This window comes from Thauera sp. 28 (assembly GCF_000310145.2).
Taxonomy (GTDB): Bacteria; Pseudomonadota; Gammaproteobacteria; order Burkholderiales; family Rhodocyclaceae; genus Thauera; species Thauera mechernichensis.
The window spans coordinates 26,538-41,392 of the sequence record NZ_AMXA01000023.1; the positions used below are offsets into that span (position 1 = coordinate 26,538).

The following is a 14,855-nucleotide window of genomic DNA, read 5'->3' on the forward strand; positions in this document are numbered from 1 at the left end:
CGGCAGGCTCAGGCGAGGGCAGCCAGCAGTTCGGCGATCGCCTCGTCCTTGTCCGCATCGGCCGCCTCGCCTGCCCACTCGGGGTGGGCACGGGCACGGCCGAGCGCCGCTGGCAGCGCCCCGCTGCGCCACTGGCGGACGACCGGGTCGACCGCTGACTCGACTGCCGGCGCGACCGCCGCCGTTGCGGCTGCGCGACCGAGCTCGATCGGCTGCATCGCAGCGTGACCGCGGCCTTCCAGCGCTGCAAGCAGTTCGCGCTGGCGCAGTGCGACGATACGCAGGATGGCATCGTCGACCGTCAGTTCGCGGTGGCCGCGCAACTTGGCGGCGATGCGCTCGCCATAGTGGCCGAAGGTCTGCCACAGGCCACCGGCGAGGGCACCGAGCGCCGCCGCGGCACCCAGCGTGATGCCGCCCACCATCAGGTCCACACCGACGCCGGCGGCCGCCCCCGCTGCGGCGCCGGTGCCCAGGCGAACGCCCATCTGGCGCAGAGTCTCGGGGTTGAAGAGGTCATCCTCCCAGCGTCCGTCGGCGAGCGGCAGTTCGTCGAGCCGGGCATCATCGGGGCGGAAGCGGTACAGGCGCAGCAAGGCATCGACACAGGCTTGTTCGCGCGCGCGCACCACGGCGTGCAGGCGCTCGACCGCGGCCTTCAGCGCGGCCTCGCTGGCCTCGCCGGCGGGCTCGTCGATACGGTCGCGACGGGCGGCGAGCTCCACCAGCAGCTCGGCAACGAGGCGTTGTGCGGCCTCGCCGCGAGCATCGGCTTCGCGCGCACGCGCATCGATGAGCGCCTGCAGCCGGGGGCGATGGGCGTGGATCAGGGTAGCGAGTGTGTCGAACAGCTCGCGCTCACCGTCGAGCGGTGGCGCCACGGTGTCGAAGCTCACCACCGCATGCAGGCCGAGGCGCGCGAGCGCGGCGCGCCAGTCGGCCACCCGCGCATTCGGCGCGGCGACAAAGTTGAGCACCGGTAGCACGGGACGAGCGCAGGCGGCGAGCAGTTCGAGTTCGTCGCGGTGCTTGGGCAGTACCGGGTCGCGCGCATCGATCACGTACAGCGCGGCATCGCTCGCCAGCATCTGCCGCAACACCTTGGCCTCCTGCTCGAAGCGGCCACGCGCCGCCTCGCTGGCGAGAAAGCGTGCGACACGCTCCGGCCCGTCCACACGCTCGCCTGCTGCGACCAGGCCATCGCTGAACTCCAGCAACGCGATCGCATCCTCCATGCCGGGCGTATCGAAGAGCTCGGCCGCTGGCAAGCCGTCGGCCATCAGGCGCAGGCCCTCGACATGGCGCGTGGTGCCAGCGCAGTCCGACACCTCGCCAAAACCCACGTCCCGCGCCAGGGTGCGCAGCAGCGAGGTCTTGCCGGTGTTGGTGTGGCCGACCACGGCCAGGCGCAAGGTGTCATTCATCGCGTGCATGCATTCATCCTTCGCCGCCCGCCTGTTCCAGCCAGGCGAGCGCTGCGGCCTCATCCTCGACCAGGGCGCCATCGAGCCCGAGGCGGGCAAGACCATCGCGCCACTGCGGCAGGCGCGCGGCAGGCCGGCCGGCAGTGCGCGCCCAGACCTTGATTGCGGCACTGCGGTCAGCCAGGTCGGCGACGAGCCCGAGACTGCCGCGATCCGGTGTCTGGCGCGCATCCACCGCGACCAGCAGGCGCGCGGGCGGGCGGGCCGCAAGCCGCTCCAGGAGGGTACGGCGCTGCTCACGCGAGTCGATGCGTCCGCCGTCCTGCCAGGGCATCCCGGACCGCTGCGGCGGCCAATCGAGGTCTTCTCCAAGTTCGAGCGCCACGGCGATCACGTCGTCCGCAGCAGACGCCGCTGCCGCGTGGCGTTGCGGTCGCGGCATGCGGGCGGGCTCGGGATCGCTGACGCCGATGCGCAGGCTGTCGGGCATCAACAGCGGGCGCAGGCGGGCATACCCCGGCAGCGACACGTCCAGGCCGATGCGGCCCAGGCCACGCTGCCATAAGCCCGCACACAGCAGTGCCAGCGCCAGGCGCGGCAGCACGCCATAGACCACCACCGCACCGAGCAACCAGCCCGCCCATGCGCGACGACCAGCCTCCTCCAGCATCGGCGCGTCGCCGCTGGCCGCGACCAGCGCAGCGTCGGGCACCGGGAAGCCGATTGCCGCCGGCAGCGCGCCAAGCGCCGCGCTGAGACTGATGAAGGTGTGCGCGGGCAAAATGGTGGTCTCCCACACGAAGCCGTAGCGCCGGGTCGCCAGCAGCACCAGCACCCCCAGCGCCGCGCCCAGCAGTGCCGCCAGCCACAGCGCGTGGCTCACCGCGCCGATGCCCCACGCGGCAAGGCGTCCGCGCGCCAGCAGACTGCCGAGCGCGGCGGGCAGATCGGCAGCCGCCTGGCTGCGGTCGAGGACGCCCACCAGCCTGAGCCACGCGCGCCCAAGCAGGCCACCGCGGCCAGGGCCGCCCCCCATGCGCCCCTGCAGCCCAAGGCCGAACAGCCACAGCAGCAGACTCAGCACATGCACCCCGAGCAGACCACCGACGGCCCACACCACGTTGATCGGTCGCCCGCCATCGCCGAGCACACCTGCAGCGGCCGCAAAGCCGGCAAGCAGCGCGAGCAGGAGCGCAAGCGCGAGCAGCATGCGCGCACGCCCATGCCAGCGTACGACCGCATCGCACCAGCCCATGCGCGCACCAAGCAGCGCGGCACGCTGCAGCACGCGCGCGCCGAAGTCAGGGCCGGCCTTGCGCGCCTGGGCATTGGCTTCGTCGTCGTCGAGAGGCCCGTGCCGCGTCTCATGGCGACGCACCAGCTCGGCCAGCCAGTGCACTTCGAGCCGGCCCAAGCGGTGGCTGCTTGCCTCAGAGGCGCTCAAGGGTGTTTGTCCGCGATCCATGGCCTGCAAGGATAGCAATAGCGGCCGCCACAAAGCAGCGCACTTGCATTGCAAAGAAGATGCCCATCGTTGACCACAGTCAATCACCTTGCCAGGAAAAGGGTTAGCCTTCGGGTTTCGACCTCAGCCATGTAAAACCATGACGACCGACCTCTTCCACTGGTCCGATGAGTTCAGCGTCGGGCTGCAGGAGATCGACGAACAGCACAAGGAACTCGTCGACCTGCTCAACCAACTGCATGAGGCAATCCGGGAGCATCACGGCTCCGCGACCTCGCGCCAGATACTGGACAAGCTCGCCGACTACACACGCACGCACTTCGCCGTAGAAGAAAGCCTGATGCGGGTGTCGAACTACCCCGAGTTCGCTGCACACAAGCAGAACCACGAAGATCTGATCGGCCAGGTGCGCGCACTGCAGGAAAAGCTCGATACCGGGCAGGCCACCATCACCTTCGAACTGCTGCACTTCCTCAAGGTGTGGCTGACTCGCCATATCAACGAGGCCGACAAGCGCTTCGGAGCCTACTTCATCGAATCCGGCGGCGAGACCAAGTGGTCCGATCACGTCGAGCAGGCGATGAAGAAGCGCAAATGGTGGTGGAAGTTCTGGTAAGCCGCCGCCAACAATCGCCAATCGATCAACCGCAAACTCGACCCCACGAGGACACGATGCACAGACGCACCCCGCCGTTCAAGGCCTTGATTGGACTCTGCCTGGCCGCCGGCCTGCTCTCCGGCCCGGCACAGGCCGACAACCACGCCTGCCCCGACCTCAAGACCGCCGTACAGGTCGCCGCCTGCCCGACCGAGGCCGAGCTCAAGTACACCTACATGGGCTTCTGTGGCGACAACGCGCGCCTGTACGGCCGTGACGTGCTGACCTGCTCGACCTTCGAGAACTACAAGGAAGCGAAGAACATCGCCATGTGGGAGTCTGCCGACGGCAAGTTCAGCGGCTACCTGTCGTGCAATGTGCCGGCCGAACAGATCCACGCCTCGAAGCCGCTGCGCATGAGCAGCGACAGCAAGAACGGTCTCACCCGACTGGTGTGCGACTACGAGAACGACCACCGCATGGTCTATCGCAGCAAGCAGGCCTGCAAGGTCGCCGTGGCCGATTGCAGCACCGGCGACTGCACTGCCGAATGTGAGTAAGGCTGCAGGTGGGCGCCCCGGCTGACGGGGCCCCACCGCCTCACCGCCAGCCGCCGCCCAAGGCCTTGTACAAGGCGACGCGGTTCACCGCATCGCTCAGGCGCGTGCCGATCAGCTCGAGCTGCGCCCCGTACAGGCTGCGTTGCGCATCGAGCAGGTTGAGATAGCTGTCCACCCCACCCTTGTAGCGCGCTTCGGACAGCTCGAAGCTGCGCTGCGTCGCCTGCACCAGTGCCTGGCGCGCCGCGAGCTGCTCGGAAAGCGTGGCACGCTCGGCGAGCGCGTCGGCCACCTCGCGGAAGGCCGATTGAATCGCCTTCTCGTACTGCGCGACATTGATGTCGCGCTGGATCTCGGCCACGTCCAGGCTCGCCTGCAGACGGCCGGCCTCGAAGATCGGGATGCGGATCTGCGGCACGAAGCTCCACGCCCCCGAACCCGCGTCGAACAAGCCGTCGAGCGTGCTGCTCGCCGTCCCCGCGCTGGCGGTGAGCGTGATGCGCGGGAAGAAGGCTGCGCGCGCCGCGCCGATGCTCGCATTGGCCGCCATCAACGCGCGCTCGGCCTGCGCCACATCGGGCCGGCGCACCAGCACCTCCGAGGACAGATCTGCCGGCAGCACCGGCACGGCGGCCACGCTGTCGTCCAGCGCCGGGGGCTGCAAGCCGGCCGGGACAGCGGCACCGACGAGCAGCGCGAGCGCATTCTCATCCTGCGCCACCAGCGCGGCATAACGTGCGGCGTCGGCACGTGCCGTCTGCAGCAGGGTCTCGGCCTGGTTGAGGTCGAGCGCCGACACCGCGCCCAGTTCCAGGCTGCGGCGCACCAGCGTCACCGACTGTTGGCGCGTCTCCAGCGTGCTGCGCGCCAGCGCCAGGCGCTCGCGGTCGGCAGCCAGGCGCAACCAGGCGTTGGCGACCTCGGCCACCAGGCTGACCTGCGCGCTGCGGCGCGCCTCTTCGGTGCCGAGGTAGACCTGCAGGGCCTGCTCCTCGAGACTGCGCACGCGGCCGAAAAAGTCCAGTTCATAGGATGCGAAACCGAGGTTGGCCGAATACTGGCGGCTGATGGCGGGCTCGCCGCTCATGTTGAGGTCGCCCGGCACGCGCTGCGCACTCTGCCCGCCGCTGACCGCGATCGACGGCAACAGATCTGCACGCTGGATGCCGTATTGCGCCCGCGCACGCTCGATGTTGAGCGCTGCGATGCGCAGGTCACGGTTGTTGTCGAGGGCGAGCGCGATCACCCCGCGCAGGCGCTCGTCGGCAAAGTAGTCGGCCCAGGCAGCGCTGTCGACCGCCTGCGCGCTGACCGGCCCGGCGCTCTGCTGGGTCTGCGGCAAGCTCGCCGGCACCGGCGCCACCGGACGCTCGTAGGCCGGCATCATCGAGCACGCACCCAGGGCGCTGGCCGCCAGCGCCACCATCAAGGCGCGCAGCGGCGGGCGGCGGCGGCTCGCCCGCACCGGCTGCGACGCAGCACCTGCGGCCGCAATGTTGGATTATGTAGATGCCTCGATTATGTTGAGCCAGCATGGGCGTCGTGCGCCAACCGCCCGGCTGGGGCTGCAGGCGCCGTTTTTGATCTCCACATAATCAGAGCGTTCGCAGGAAGTCGATCAGCGAGTCGGGTGCCCGATAGCGCCTGAGTTTGGCCTCTGGCTCGTGAAGCCGGGCCAGCGCCCGCTCCTTCATCGCCAGATCAGCTTCGACGTACTGGTGCGTCGTTGCCGGGCTCTCATGGCCGAGCCAAAGCGCAATGACGCTGATGTCGACGCCGGCCTGCAGCAGGTGCATTGCCGTCGTGTGGCGAATCATGTGAGGCGAGATGTGACGTGTCGCCAAGTCGGGGCACGATTTCGCGGCCACCTGGACGGCGCGCTCCAGTCGCTGCATCACGTTCCATCGCGACATCGCTTGGCCTTCGCGATTGGGTAGCAACGGCGAGTTCGAATCGAACTGCGGATTGCGCCGAAGCCAAGCCCTGATCGCCCTGATGGTTGAGCGCCACAGCGGCACGCTGCGCTGCTTGCGCCCCTTGCCATGTAGATGAACACAAGCGGCAGCATCGTCGAGTACGACATCGCCGACCTTCACGGCGACGATCTCTGAAACCCGCGCACCGGTGTTGTAGAGCATCAGTAGCAACACATGATCCCGTTGGCTGAACCACGTCCCATCTGGCGCTCCGATCACCGCCAGCATCTCTTCCCGGGACAGATAGCCGAGCATCGGGCGTTCGAAGCGTTTTGCCGGAACACCGAGCGCATGTTCAATCACCTGCAGCGATGACACGTCGCGGTGCGCCGCAAACTTCAGGAACGAACGCAGCGCCGCGAGGCGGGCATTGCGGCTACGCACGCTGTTGTGCCGATCGCGTTCCAGATGGTCGAGAAAGGCCATTATCAGATCCGGCGTGATGTCGGGCAGTGTGAGTAGCGCAGGCGACCGGCCGAGGCGCGCCTCGGCAAACCCCAGGAAGAGCATGAAGGCATCCCGGTAAGCGGCCACGGTGCGCGGACTGAGGGCGCGTTGTTGTGTCAGGTGTTCGACGAAGAAGGCTTGTACGAGCGCGGGAAACGATGGCGGTGGTTTGGCTTGCCTACGCATCATCGTCTCCCGCGAGGTCGGCGAACTGCTCGAACCGCCTGGCTGTGATGGCCATCAACTCCGGAACGCCGGTGAGGTACCAGTACGTGTAGAAGATCTCGGCATGGCCCATGTAGGTCGCCAGGGCCAGCATCTTCTGGTCGATCTCGGCACCGTCGGCGTACCAGCGCATCAACCGCCGGACAGCAAAGGTGTGGCGCAAGTCGTGCAAGCGGGGCGCCTCGTGTCCGCCGCGATTGATCCATCCGAGGCGCTCGCGCAGGCCGGTAAAGACGCGGTGTACCTGTCGATCGCTGAGCGGCAGCCCCAGTCGGCGGCCACGACTGCTGATCAGAAACGGCATGCCCGCTGTCGTCGGAAGATGCCTCTCGCGCTGCCTTCGGTAGCAGCCCAGTGCCTTGACCGTGCTCGGATGGATCGGCAGTTGCCGAGACTTGGCGAACTTGGTCTGCCGGATCGTCAGCATCCCGCGCTTGAGGTCGACATCCGCATCGCGCAGGTGAATGGCTTCGGAAACGCGCAGTCCGGTCGAAGCCATCAGACCGAACAGGGTTTCGTAGGTGAAGGGCCGAATGCTGCCAGTGGGGCCGAGTGTGCGTGCTGCCGCGAGCAACTCGACGATCTCGTCGTCATGGTAGATGTGGGGTGCAACGCGGCCGGGTTCCGGGCCGAAGAGCGATGCCTCGGGCAACTCGGTATCCGGCTCGAACTGCTGCAGGTAACAGATGAAGTGCCGCAGTCGTCCCCAACTGCGCGCCCAGGTGCCTGCATCGCCATTGCCATCCTTGGCGGTACGCACCCATTCGGCCATGAGCTCGGCCGTCAGCGGACCACGATGGCGTTTGGCCGCCACGAAGCGGGCAAACCTGGAGAGGAAGGCGTCACCGGAGCGCAGACGGAAACCCTGACGACGGCGCTCGGCCAGATAGTCGTCGATTCTGGCCTGCAGGCTTCGGCGTCGGCTCATGATTCACTCCCCGGCCAGGGCAGCGCAACGTCGGCGAGATTTGGCGTGTCGAGCTTCGCGTAGATCCGGGAGGTTTCCAGAGACCGGTGCCGCAAGACATCAGCAACTTCCTTGAGTGAGCCGCCGTTCTCGACGAGGCGACACGCCAGCGTATGCCGCAGGACGTGCGATCCTGTACCAGGCAAGCCGGCCCGTTGGCACGCCCGGCGGATCACGTTCTGAATCGCATAGGTTGTGACTGGAACGTCACGCGAGTCGCGGCGGCAAAGGAAGATTGCCCGGCTTGGGGCTGCCGGGCGCTCATGCTGCAAATAGTCCGCCAAGGCTTGCCCGGTGGTCATCGGCAGCGGCAGGACGTCCCGCCGTCGCGACTTCGTCCCCTTCAGCGTGACCGTGCCTTCTCGCCAGTCGATGTCGTCGATCGACAGGTTCGCGATCTCGCCCGCGCGCAGCCCCATGTCCAGTGCGCAGCGGACGATGGCATAACCTCGCCTGGGCTTGCGTCCATAAGGGAGTGCGGCGAGCAGCCGTTGAACTTCGTCCGGCTTGAGGGCGCGGGGCAGCACTGCAAGGTTCCACTGCACCGGTGAGGAGATGACTGCGCTCAGACCGGCAACCGAGTCGCCGCAGATCGTCCGGTAGCGGAGGTAACTTCGCAAGGCGGTTGCGACTTGCGAAGCGGCAGAATGCGAGGGGCCGTCCCCCAGTTGCCCGGCGATGAAGCGCCGAACATCGGCTGCATGCAGCCTGGCCATGTCGATGACGCCGCCGGCAAACTTCTTCTGCAACAACAGACCGACGATGCGGCAATGGTTGCGACGTGTGCATGCCGCAAGGCCACGGACGTCATGCAGGTGGTCGTCGTACCGCCGCAGTTCGTCGGCGATGGCGTCGGAGGGGGCTGCGCTTGGGCGCGTAGGTTGCGCGCGCCGGGATTGGGCGGATGGGTTCATGAGCGTCTCCTGGAGTGGAAACTCCACTTCAGGAGAGCGCTGGAATTATGTCGAGCTCAGACTCCTACCCCGGCAAGCAAAAGCTCGAGCACACTGGGATCTACGGCCTGCTATCCCGGACGCTTAACATAATCGAGGCATCTACATAATCGGCCTTATGTGGAGCTCCACATAAGGCCGAAACATGGTCAATCATTTCAACGTCCCTCCTGGGCAGCGGGCGCAGTCGCCGCAGCGCCGGACTTGTCCGGGAAAATGCGCTTGATCACGACATAGAACAGCGGCACGAAGAAGATGCCGAGCAGGGTCGCGGAGATCGTGCCGCCGAGCACACCGGTGCCGATCGCGTTCTGGCTGCCGGCACCGGCGCCGGTGGCGATCGCCAGCGGCAGCACGCCAAACCCGAAGGCCAGCGAGGTCATCAGGATCGGCCGCAAGCGCATGCGCACCGCGGCGAGCGTGGCCGACACCAGGTCCTTGCCCTGCTCCTCCATCTGCGCCTTGGCGAACTCCACGATCAGGATCGCGTTCTTGGACGACAGGCCGATGGTGGCGAGCAGGCCGACCTGGAAATACACGTCGTTGGACAGCCCGCGTCCGGTCGCCGCCATCAGCGCGCCGAGCACGCCGAGCGGGACCACCAGCATCACCGCAAAAGGCACCGACCAGCTCTCGTACAGCGCCGCCAGGCACAGGAACACCACCAGCAGCGACAAGGCATACAGTGCCGGTGCCTGCGACCCGCTGCGACGCTCCTCGTAAGACGTGCCCGACCAGTCGTAGCCGATGCCCGGCGGCAGCTTGGCCATGATCTCCTCGACCGCCTGCATCGCCTCGCCGGACGAAAGCCCGGGGGCAGCCTGGCCGAGGAGCTCCATCGACGGCTGGCCGTTGAAGCGCTCGAGACGCGGCGAACCATAGGTCCAGTGCGAACTGGCAAAGGCCGAGAACGGCACCATGTCGCCCGCCTTGTTGCGCACGAACCACTGGTCGAGGTCTTCCGGCGTCATGCGCGCGGCGGCATCGCCCTGCAGATACACCTTCTTGATGCGGCCGCGATCGAGGAAGTCGTTCACGTAGCTGCCGCCCCAGGCGGTGGCAAGCGTGTCGTTGATGTCGGCGATGGACAGGCCGAGTGCACCCGCCCTGGCATGATCGACGTCGAGCTTGAGCTCGGGCATGTCTTCCTGGCCGTTCGGGCGCACGCCCACCAGACGCGGATCCTGCGCCGCCATGCCGAGGAACTGGTTGCGCGCGGCGAGCAGGGCGTCATGGCCGAGACCCGAGCGGTCCTGCATCTGCACCGTGAAGCCACCCGAGGTGCCGAGCTCGATCACCGCCGGCGGCACGAAGGCGAACACCATGGCCTCGCGGATCTGCGAGAAAGCGCCCATCGCTCGGCCGGCGACCGATTTCACATCCATGCCCGGTGCCTTGCGTTCGTCCCAGTGCTTGAGATTGACGAAGCCGATGCCCATGTGCTGGCCGCTGCCACCGAAGGAGAAGCCGGCGACGGTGAAGATCGCACGCACGGTGTCCTTCTCGTTCTCGAGGAAATGGTCCTCGACCTTCTTCAGCACCTCCAGCGTGCGCTCCTGGGTCGCCCCGGCGGGGAGCACGACCTGATTGAACATCACGCCCTGGTCTTCCTCCGGCAGAAAGGAGGTCGGCATGCGCATGAACAACAGGCCGAGCACCGCAACGATGGCAAGGTAGATCGCCAGGAAGCGCACGCTGCGCTTGAGGATGCCGCCAACGGCGGACTCGTAGCGCCGCGTGCTGCGGTCGAAACTGCGGTTGAACCAGGTGAAGAAGCCGCCCAGCAGGCCACCTTCGCCATGACCATGACCTTGCTGCACCGGTTTGAGCATGGTTGCGCACAACGCCGGGGTGAACACGATCGCCACCAGCACTGACAGCGCCATCGCGGACACGATGGTGATCGAGAACTGGCGGTAGATCACGCCGGTCGAGCCGCCGAAGAAGGCCATCGGCACGAACACGGCCGACAGCACCAGGCCGATGCCGATCAGCGCGCTGGTGATCTGGTCCATCGAGCGCTTGGTGGCCTCCTTGGGCGGCAGGCCCTCCTCGGTCATGACGCGCTCGACGTTCTCCACCACGACGATGGCGTCATCGACCAGCAGACCGATCGCCAGCACCATGCCGAACATGGTCAGCGTATTGATCGAGAAGCCAAACGCCGCCATCAGGCCGAAGGTGCCGAGCAGCACCACCGGAATTGCCATGGTCGGGATCAGGGTCGCGCGCAGGTTCTGCAGGAACAGGTACATGACCAGGAAGACCAGCACCACCGCCTCGATCAGGGTCATCACCACCGACTGGATGGAGATCTTGACGAAGGGCGTCGTGTCGTAGGGCACGACGTACTGCACCCCGGCAGGGAAGTAGCGCTGCATGTCATCGAGTCGGGCGCGCACCGCGGTCGCGGTGTCGAGCGCGTTGGCCCCCGAAGCCAGGCGGATGCCGACGCCCGCGGCGGGCTGGCCGTTGAAGCGGGCGACAGTGCCGTAGTTCTCGGCACCGATCTCGACGCGCGCCACGTCGCGCAGCCGCACCTCGCCGCCCTGCGCGCTGCTGCGCAGCAGGATGTCCTCGAACTGTTCCGCGGTCTGCAGCCGGCTCTGCGCCGTGATGGTGGCGGTGAAGCCCTGACCGGGCACGGCGGGCGTACCGCCGAGCTGGCCAGCGGACACCTCGGCGTTCTGCGCCTGCAAGGCCTGGCGCACGTCGCCCGGCGTGAGGCGGAAATTGGTCAGCTTCGCGGGGTCGAGCCAGACCCGCATCGCGTACTGGGAGCCGAACACCTGAACCTCGCCGACCCCCTCGACCCGCGACAGCGGATCCTGCACCGAGGACACGAGGAAATCCGACAGGTCGGTGCCCGACTGCGTGCCATCTTCCGACACGAAGCCGACCACCATCAGGAAGTTGGCCGCCGACTTGGCGACGGTCACCCCCTGCTGCTGCACCGGCTGCGGCAGCAGCGGCAGCGCCGTCTGCATCTTGTTCTGCACCTGCACCTGGGCAATATCGGGGTCGGTGTCGGCCGAGAAGGTCAGCGTCACCGCGGCATTGCCGTAGGAGTCACTGGTCGACTTCATGTACAACAGGCCATCGAGCCCGGTCATCTTCTGCTCGATGATCTGCGTCACCGAGTCCTCGACCGCCTTGGCCGAAGCGCCGGGATAGCGCGCGTTGATGACGATGGCCGGCGGTGCGATGGAGGGATACTGCGACACCGGCAGCTGCTGGATGGACAGCGCGCCGGCAAGCATGATGACGATGGCGATGACCCACGCGAAGATGGGTCGGTCGATGAAAAAGCGGGCCATGGTGGCTACCTCACTGCTGGGCCGCAGCGGCCGGCGCCACGCCGGCCTGGTCGGGCTGCACGGTCACGCCGGGGCGAACGCGCTGCAGGCCCTCGGTGATGACGCGCTCGCCCGCCTGCAGGCCACCGCCCAGCACCCACTTGTCGCCGAACGCCTGCACGACCTCTACCGGACGCGCCTGAACCACGTTCTGCTCATCGACCACCATCACCAGCGCACTGCCGCGCGCGTCGCGCACCACAGCCGCATGCGGCACCAGCACCGCCTCGGCGCGCACGCCTTGCGGCAGGCGCGCACGGACGTACATGCCCGGCAGCAGGTCACCCGTGGGGTTGGGGAACTCGGCGCGCAGCGTCACGCTGCCCGTGCCTTCGTCCACCGTCACCTCGGACAGGGCCAGGCGGCCCGCCGCTGCGTACTCGCTGCCGTCTTCGAGCAGCAGCCGGACTTCCACAGCGCCGCCGGCACCACGCTGCACGCGGCCCGACTCGACCTCGCGACGCAGGCGCAGCATGTCGGCGCTGGACTGCGTGAGGTCGACATAGATGGGGTCGAGGCGCTGCACGGTGGCGAGCGCCTGTGCCTGGTTGGCGGTGACCAAGGCCCCCGGCGTCACCGCCGAGCGGCCGATCCGGCCCGCGATCGGCGCCTTGAGCTGGGTGTAGTCGAGGTCGATCTTCGCCTTGTCGACCGCGGCCTTCGCAGCGGCAACCTCGGCACGCGCCTGCTTGAGCGCGGCCTGCGCATCGTCGTTGGCCTGCTTGCTGACCGCCTCGATCGCCACCAGCCCGGCATGGCGTTCCGCACGCAGCCGCGCCGCATCGGCATTGGCCTCGGCGCGCGCCAGGCTGGCACGGGCACTGTCGTAGGCGGCCTGATAGGGTGCCGCATCGATGCGGTACAGGACCTGGCCTGCCTTGACCTCGCTGCCCTCATTGAAGGCGCGCTGGGTCAGGATGCCGGTGACCTGCGGGCGCAGTTCGGCAATCAGTGACGGCGTGGTGCGCCCGGGCAGCTCCACCACCATGGGCACGGATTCGGGCTGGACAGTGATGACGGTGACGGCCGGCGCCTGCGGCGCGCCGGCCGCGGCCGCGGCACCGCCATTGCCCTGGCCGCAGCCGGCGAGGAAGACAGCGCCCAGGACCAGCGACAGCGCCGCGGCTGCGCGTGACAGGGGAATGCGGGAGAAGTGCATGGGTCAGGCCTCTCTTGAGCAAGCAAGCCCTTGCTCCACCCCAGCTCCTGGCCAGCGCGAACAAGACCTGCTCTTTAGAATGGTTATTCTAGATTGAACGCTCATTCTATGTTAGTCTCTGCTGCAGTGCAAGATCGAAAAGACGATCCACGCCCAGGATCGCAGGAGACCATTACATGCCCACATCATCCAGCACGACCGACCACACCCGCGCCGAGGCACGCCGCCAGCAGATTCTGTGCGCCGCCGCGCAGTGCTTTCGCGAGCACGGCTTCCATGGCGCCAGCATAGCGCAGATCTCGAAGAGCGCCGGCATGAGTGCCGGCCACATCTATCACTACTTCGACAACAAGGAGGCGATCATCGCCGCCATCGTGGCGCAGGATCTTGAGGGTCTGTTGAAGCTGAGTGCCGAACTGAGGGCAGCGGGCGATATCGGACAGGCCCTTATCGAGCGCGCGGCCGAAGGCGTCGCAGACCAACTGGACCCCGCCACCGCCGGGCTAAAGCTCGAGATCGCAGCAGAAGCCGCGCGCAACCCTCGCGTCGCAGAGATCGTGCGCGAGGCCGACCTCGCCTGCAGGCGCAGCCTGGCCGCAACCCTGCGCGCCATCCGCAGCGCCGCAGGCCACGACGACGACGACGCGAAGATAGAAGGCATGGTCGAGGTCCTCGCCACGCTGTTCGAGGGCCTGCTGCTACGCAGCATCCGAAACCCGGAGCTTGACCGCGGACGCCTCGTCAGCGGCATCCAGGGCGCCATCAGAAGCCTGATCGAACAAGCCTGACCCGCACACGCGCACTGCTGCGCGTCATGCGTCATCCTTCGCCCGCGGCGCCCCCTAAGCCCTCCCGCAGGAAGGCCACCAGCCGCCCCATGTTGTGCTCCAGGTCGGCAAAGGACTCGTGATCGCCGGCCAGCGTCAGCAGTTCGACCGGGGTGTCGCCGCGCGCCGCGAAGATCTGCCGCGCCTCGGCAATCGGCACCACCTCGTCATCCTCGCCATGGACCAGCAGCACCGGGCGGCGGATGCGACCGATGGTCGCGACCGGCGCGATGTCGTCGAAGCGGTGGCCGATGGTCTTCTGTACGTAATCGAGGATGTAGCGCCCCACTGGCTTTTCCGGAATACGCTTGACGGCGAGCCAGCGCCGCATCATCGCCGCCGGATGCGAGAACGCGGCGACGCTGACCACGGCGGCCACCTGTGGCGTGCGCGCGGCCGCCAGCAACACTGCGCCCGCCCCCACCGAATGCCCGAACAGCGCGATACGGCGCGGATCGACCCCGGCCCGTGTGGCCAGCCAGGCGAAGGCATGCTCGGCGTCCTCGGCGAAGCGCGGCAGTGAGGCGAAGCTGTCGTCGTCGCTCGCGCCATGGCAGCGCGCATCGACGAACAGGGTGGCGAAGCCGGCCTCGTGCAGCGGGCGCGCCAGCGGCAGCATCAGCGCGGCATTGCCGCCCCAGCCGTGCATCACCACCAGTGCCGGCGCGGCAGCGGACGCCCCCGGCGCGGGGATGAACCAGGCGTGCAGCGTACGGCCGTTGGCGGTGGCGATGCGTAGCGCGTCGAAGTCGAGCCCGAGCGCCGCCGGGTCGGTGTGGTGCGCCACCCGCGGCGCCGCCAGCCCCTTGCGGATACCCCAATGCACCAGCGCGCGGCCGCCGGCCAGCGCCGCCGCACCTGCGGTGAAGGCCGTGAGCAGCCCCGGCGCGCCCATCAC

General features: G+C 67.7%; 12 protein-coding genes. 3 read left to right on the plus strand and 9 right to left on the minus strand.

Features of this window, described 5'->3' with window-relative positions:
• Nucleotides 1-8: 8 nt before the first annotated feature.
• Together C662_RS14540 and C662_RS14545 are read right to left on the minus strand one after the other, a co-directional pair.
• Nucleotides 9-1,433: a DUF3482 domain-containing protein gene (locus C662_RS14540; RefSeq protein WP_002930628.1), complete on the minus strand. Its 1,425-nt coding sequence runs from the start codon at nucleotides 1,431-1,433 to the stop codon at nucleotides 9-11.
• 4 nt (nucleotides 1,434-1,437) lie between these two features.
• Nucleotides 1,438-2,868, minus strand: a complete 1,431-nt coding sequence (locus C662_RS14545; protein WP_232433281.1) for a DUF2868 domain-containing protein — start codon at nucleotides 2,866-2,868, stop codon at nucleotides 1,438-1,440.
• A 160-nt stretch (nucleotides 2,869-3,028) separates the two neighbouring features.
• On the opposite strand from C662_RS14545, the gene C662_RS14550 reads away from it, so the two are divergent.
• Nucleotides 3,029-3,505, plus strand: coding sequence for a bacteriohemerythrin (locus C662_RS14550; RefSeq protein ID WP_002930632.1), 477 nt, complete (start codon nucleotides 3,029-3,031; stop codon nucleotides 3,503-3,505).
• 56 nt (nucleotides 3,506-3,561) lie between these two features.
• Nucleotides 3,562-4,047, plus strand: coding sequence for a hypothetical protein (locus tag C662_RS14555; RefSeq protein WP_002930634.1), 486 nt, complete (start codon nucleotides 3,562-3,564; stop codon nucleotides 4,045-4,047).
• Nucleotides 4,048-4,087: 40 nt separating this feature from the next.
• On the opposite strand, the gene adeC is transcribed toward C662_RS14555, so the two are convergent.
• From adeC to C662_RS14585, 6 genes are all read right to left on the minus strand, one after another.
• A complete protein-coding gene (gene adeC, locus C662_RS14560) occupies nucleotides 4,088-5,473 on the minus strand; it encodes an AdeC/AdeK/OprM family multidrug efflux complex outer membrane factor (RefSeq protein WP_037984749.1) in 1,386 nt (461 codons plus the stop codon).
• A 169-nt stretch (nucleotides 5,474-5,642) separates the two neighbouring features.
• Nucleotides 5,643-6,659: a tyrosine-type recombinase/integrase gene (locus C662_RS14565; RefSeq protein ID WP_232433282.1), complete on the minus strand. Its 1,017-nt coding sequence runs from the start codon at nucleotides 6,657-6,659 to the stop codon at nucleotides 5,643-5,645.
• Nucleotides 6,649-7,623: a tyrosine-type recombinase/integrase gene (locus tag C662_RS14570; RefSeq protein WP_002930643.1), complete on the minus strand. Its 975-nt coding sequence runs from the start codon at nucleotides 7,621-7,623 to the stop codon at nucleotides 6,649-6,651. The genes C662_RS14565 and C662_RS14570 overlap by 11 nt, the downstream gene beginning before the upstream one ends.
• A complete protein-coding gene (locus C662_RS14575; protein WP_232433283.1) occupies nucleotides 7,620-8,411 on the minus strand; it encodes a site-specific integrase in 792 nt (263 codons plus the stop codon). Before C662_RS14575 ends, C662_RS14570 begins: the two co-directional genes overlap by 4 nt.
• A 362-nt stretch (nucleotides 8,412-8,773) precedes the next feature.
• On the minus strand, nucleotides 8,774-11,932 hold the full coding sequence (locus C662_RS14580; RefSeq protein ID WP_002930645.1) for an efflux RND transporter permease subunit: 3,159 nt from the start codon (nucleotides 11,930-11,932) through the stop codon (nucleotides 8,774-8,776).
• A gap of 10 nt (nucleotides 11,933-11,942) precedes the next feature.
• Complete coding sequence (locus C662_RS14585; protein ID WP_002930646.1) at nucleotides 11,943-13,130, minus strand: efflux RND transporter periplasmic adaptor subunit; 1,188 nt, start codon at nucleotides 13,128-13,130, stop codon at nucleotides 11,943-11,945.
• Nucleotides 13,131-13,306: 176 nt separating this feature from the next.
• On the opposite strand from C662_RS14585, the gene C662_RS14590 reads away from it, so the two are divergent.
• On the plus strand, nucleotides 13,307-13,918 hold the full coding sequence (locus C662_RS14590) for a TetR/AcrR family transcriptional regulator (protein WP_002930649.1): 612 nt from the start codon (nucleotides 13,307-13,309) through the stop codon (nucleotides 13,916-13,918).
• 31 nt (nucleotides 13,919-13,949) lie between these two features.
• Here the strand turns inward: C662_RS14590 and C662_RS14595 are convergent, their stop codons facing one another.
• Complete coding sequence (locus C662_RS14595) at nucleotides 13,950-14,852, minus strand: alpha/beta hydrolase (protein WP_002930650.1); 903 nt, start codon at nucleotides 14,850-14,852, stop codon at nucleotides 13,950-13,952.
• Between the last annotated feature and the right edge of the window lie 3 nt (nucleotides 14,853-14,855).

Coding starts and splice junctions, on each gene's coding strand:
- C662_RS14540 (WP_002930628.1), bottom strand. CDS start 1,433: ATGCACGCGATGAATGACACCTTGCGCCTGGCCGTGGTCGGCCACACC.
- C662_RS14550 (WP_002930632.1), top strand. CDS start 3,029: ATGACGACCGACCTCTTCCACTGGTCCGATGAGTTCAGCGTCGGGCTG.
- C662_RS14555 (WP_002930634.1), top strand. CDS start 3,562: ATGCACAGACGCACCCCGCCGTTCAAGGCCTTGATTGGACTCTGCCTG.
- adeC (WP_037984749.1), bottom strand. CDS start 5,473: ATGGTGGCGCTGGCGGCCAGCGCCCTGGGTGCGTGCTCGATGATGCCG.
- C662_RS14565 (WP_232433282.1), bottom strand. CDS start 6,659: ATGATGCGTAGGCAAGCCAAACCACCGCCATCGTTTCCCGCGCTCGTA.
- C662_RS14570 (WP_002930643.1), bottom strand. CDS start 7,623: ATGAGCCGACGCCGAAGCCTGCAGGCCAGAATCGACGACTATCTGGCC.
- C662_RS14580 (WP_002930645.1), bottom strand. CDS start 11,932: ATGGCCCGCTTTTTCATCGACCGACCCATCTTCGCGTGGGTCATCGCC.
- C662_RS14585 (WP_002930646.1), bottom strand. CDS start 13,130: ATGCACTTCTCCCGCATTCCCCTGTCACGCGCAGCCGCGGCGCTGTCG.
- C662_RS14590 (WP_002930649.1), top strand. CDS start 13,307: ATGCCCACATCATCCAGCACGACCGACCACACCCGCGCCGAGGCACGC.
- C662_RS14595 (WP_002930650.1), bottom strand. CDS start 14,852: ATGGGCGCGCCGGGGCTGCTCACGGCCTTCACCGCAGGTGCGGCGGCG.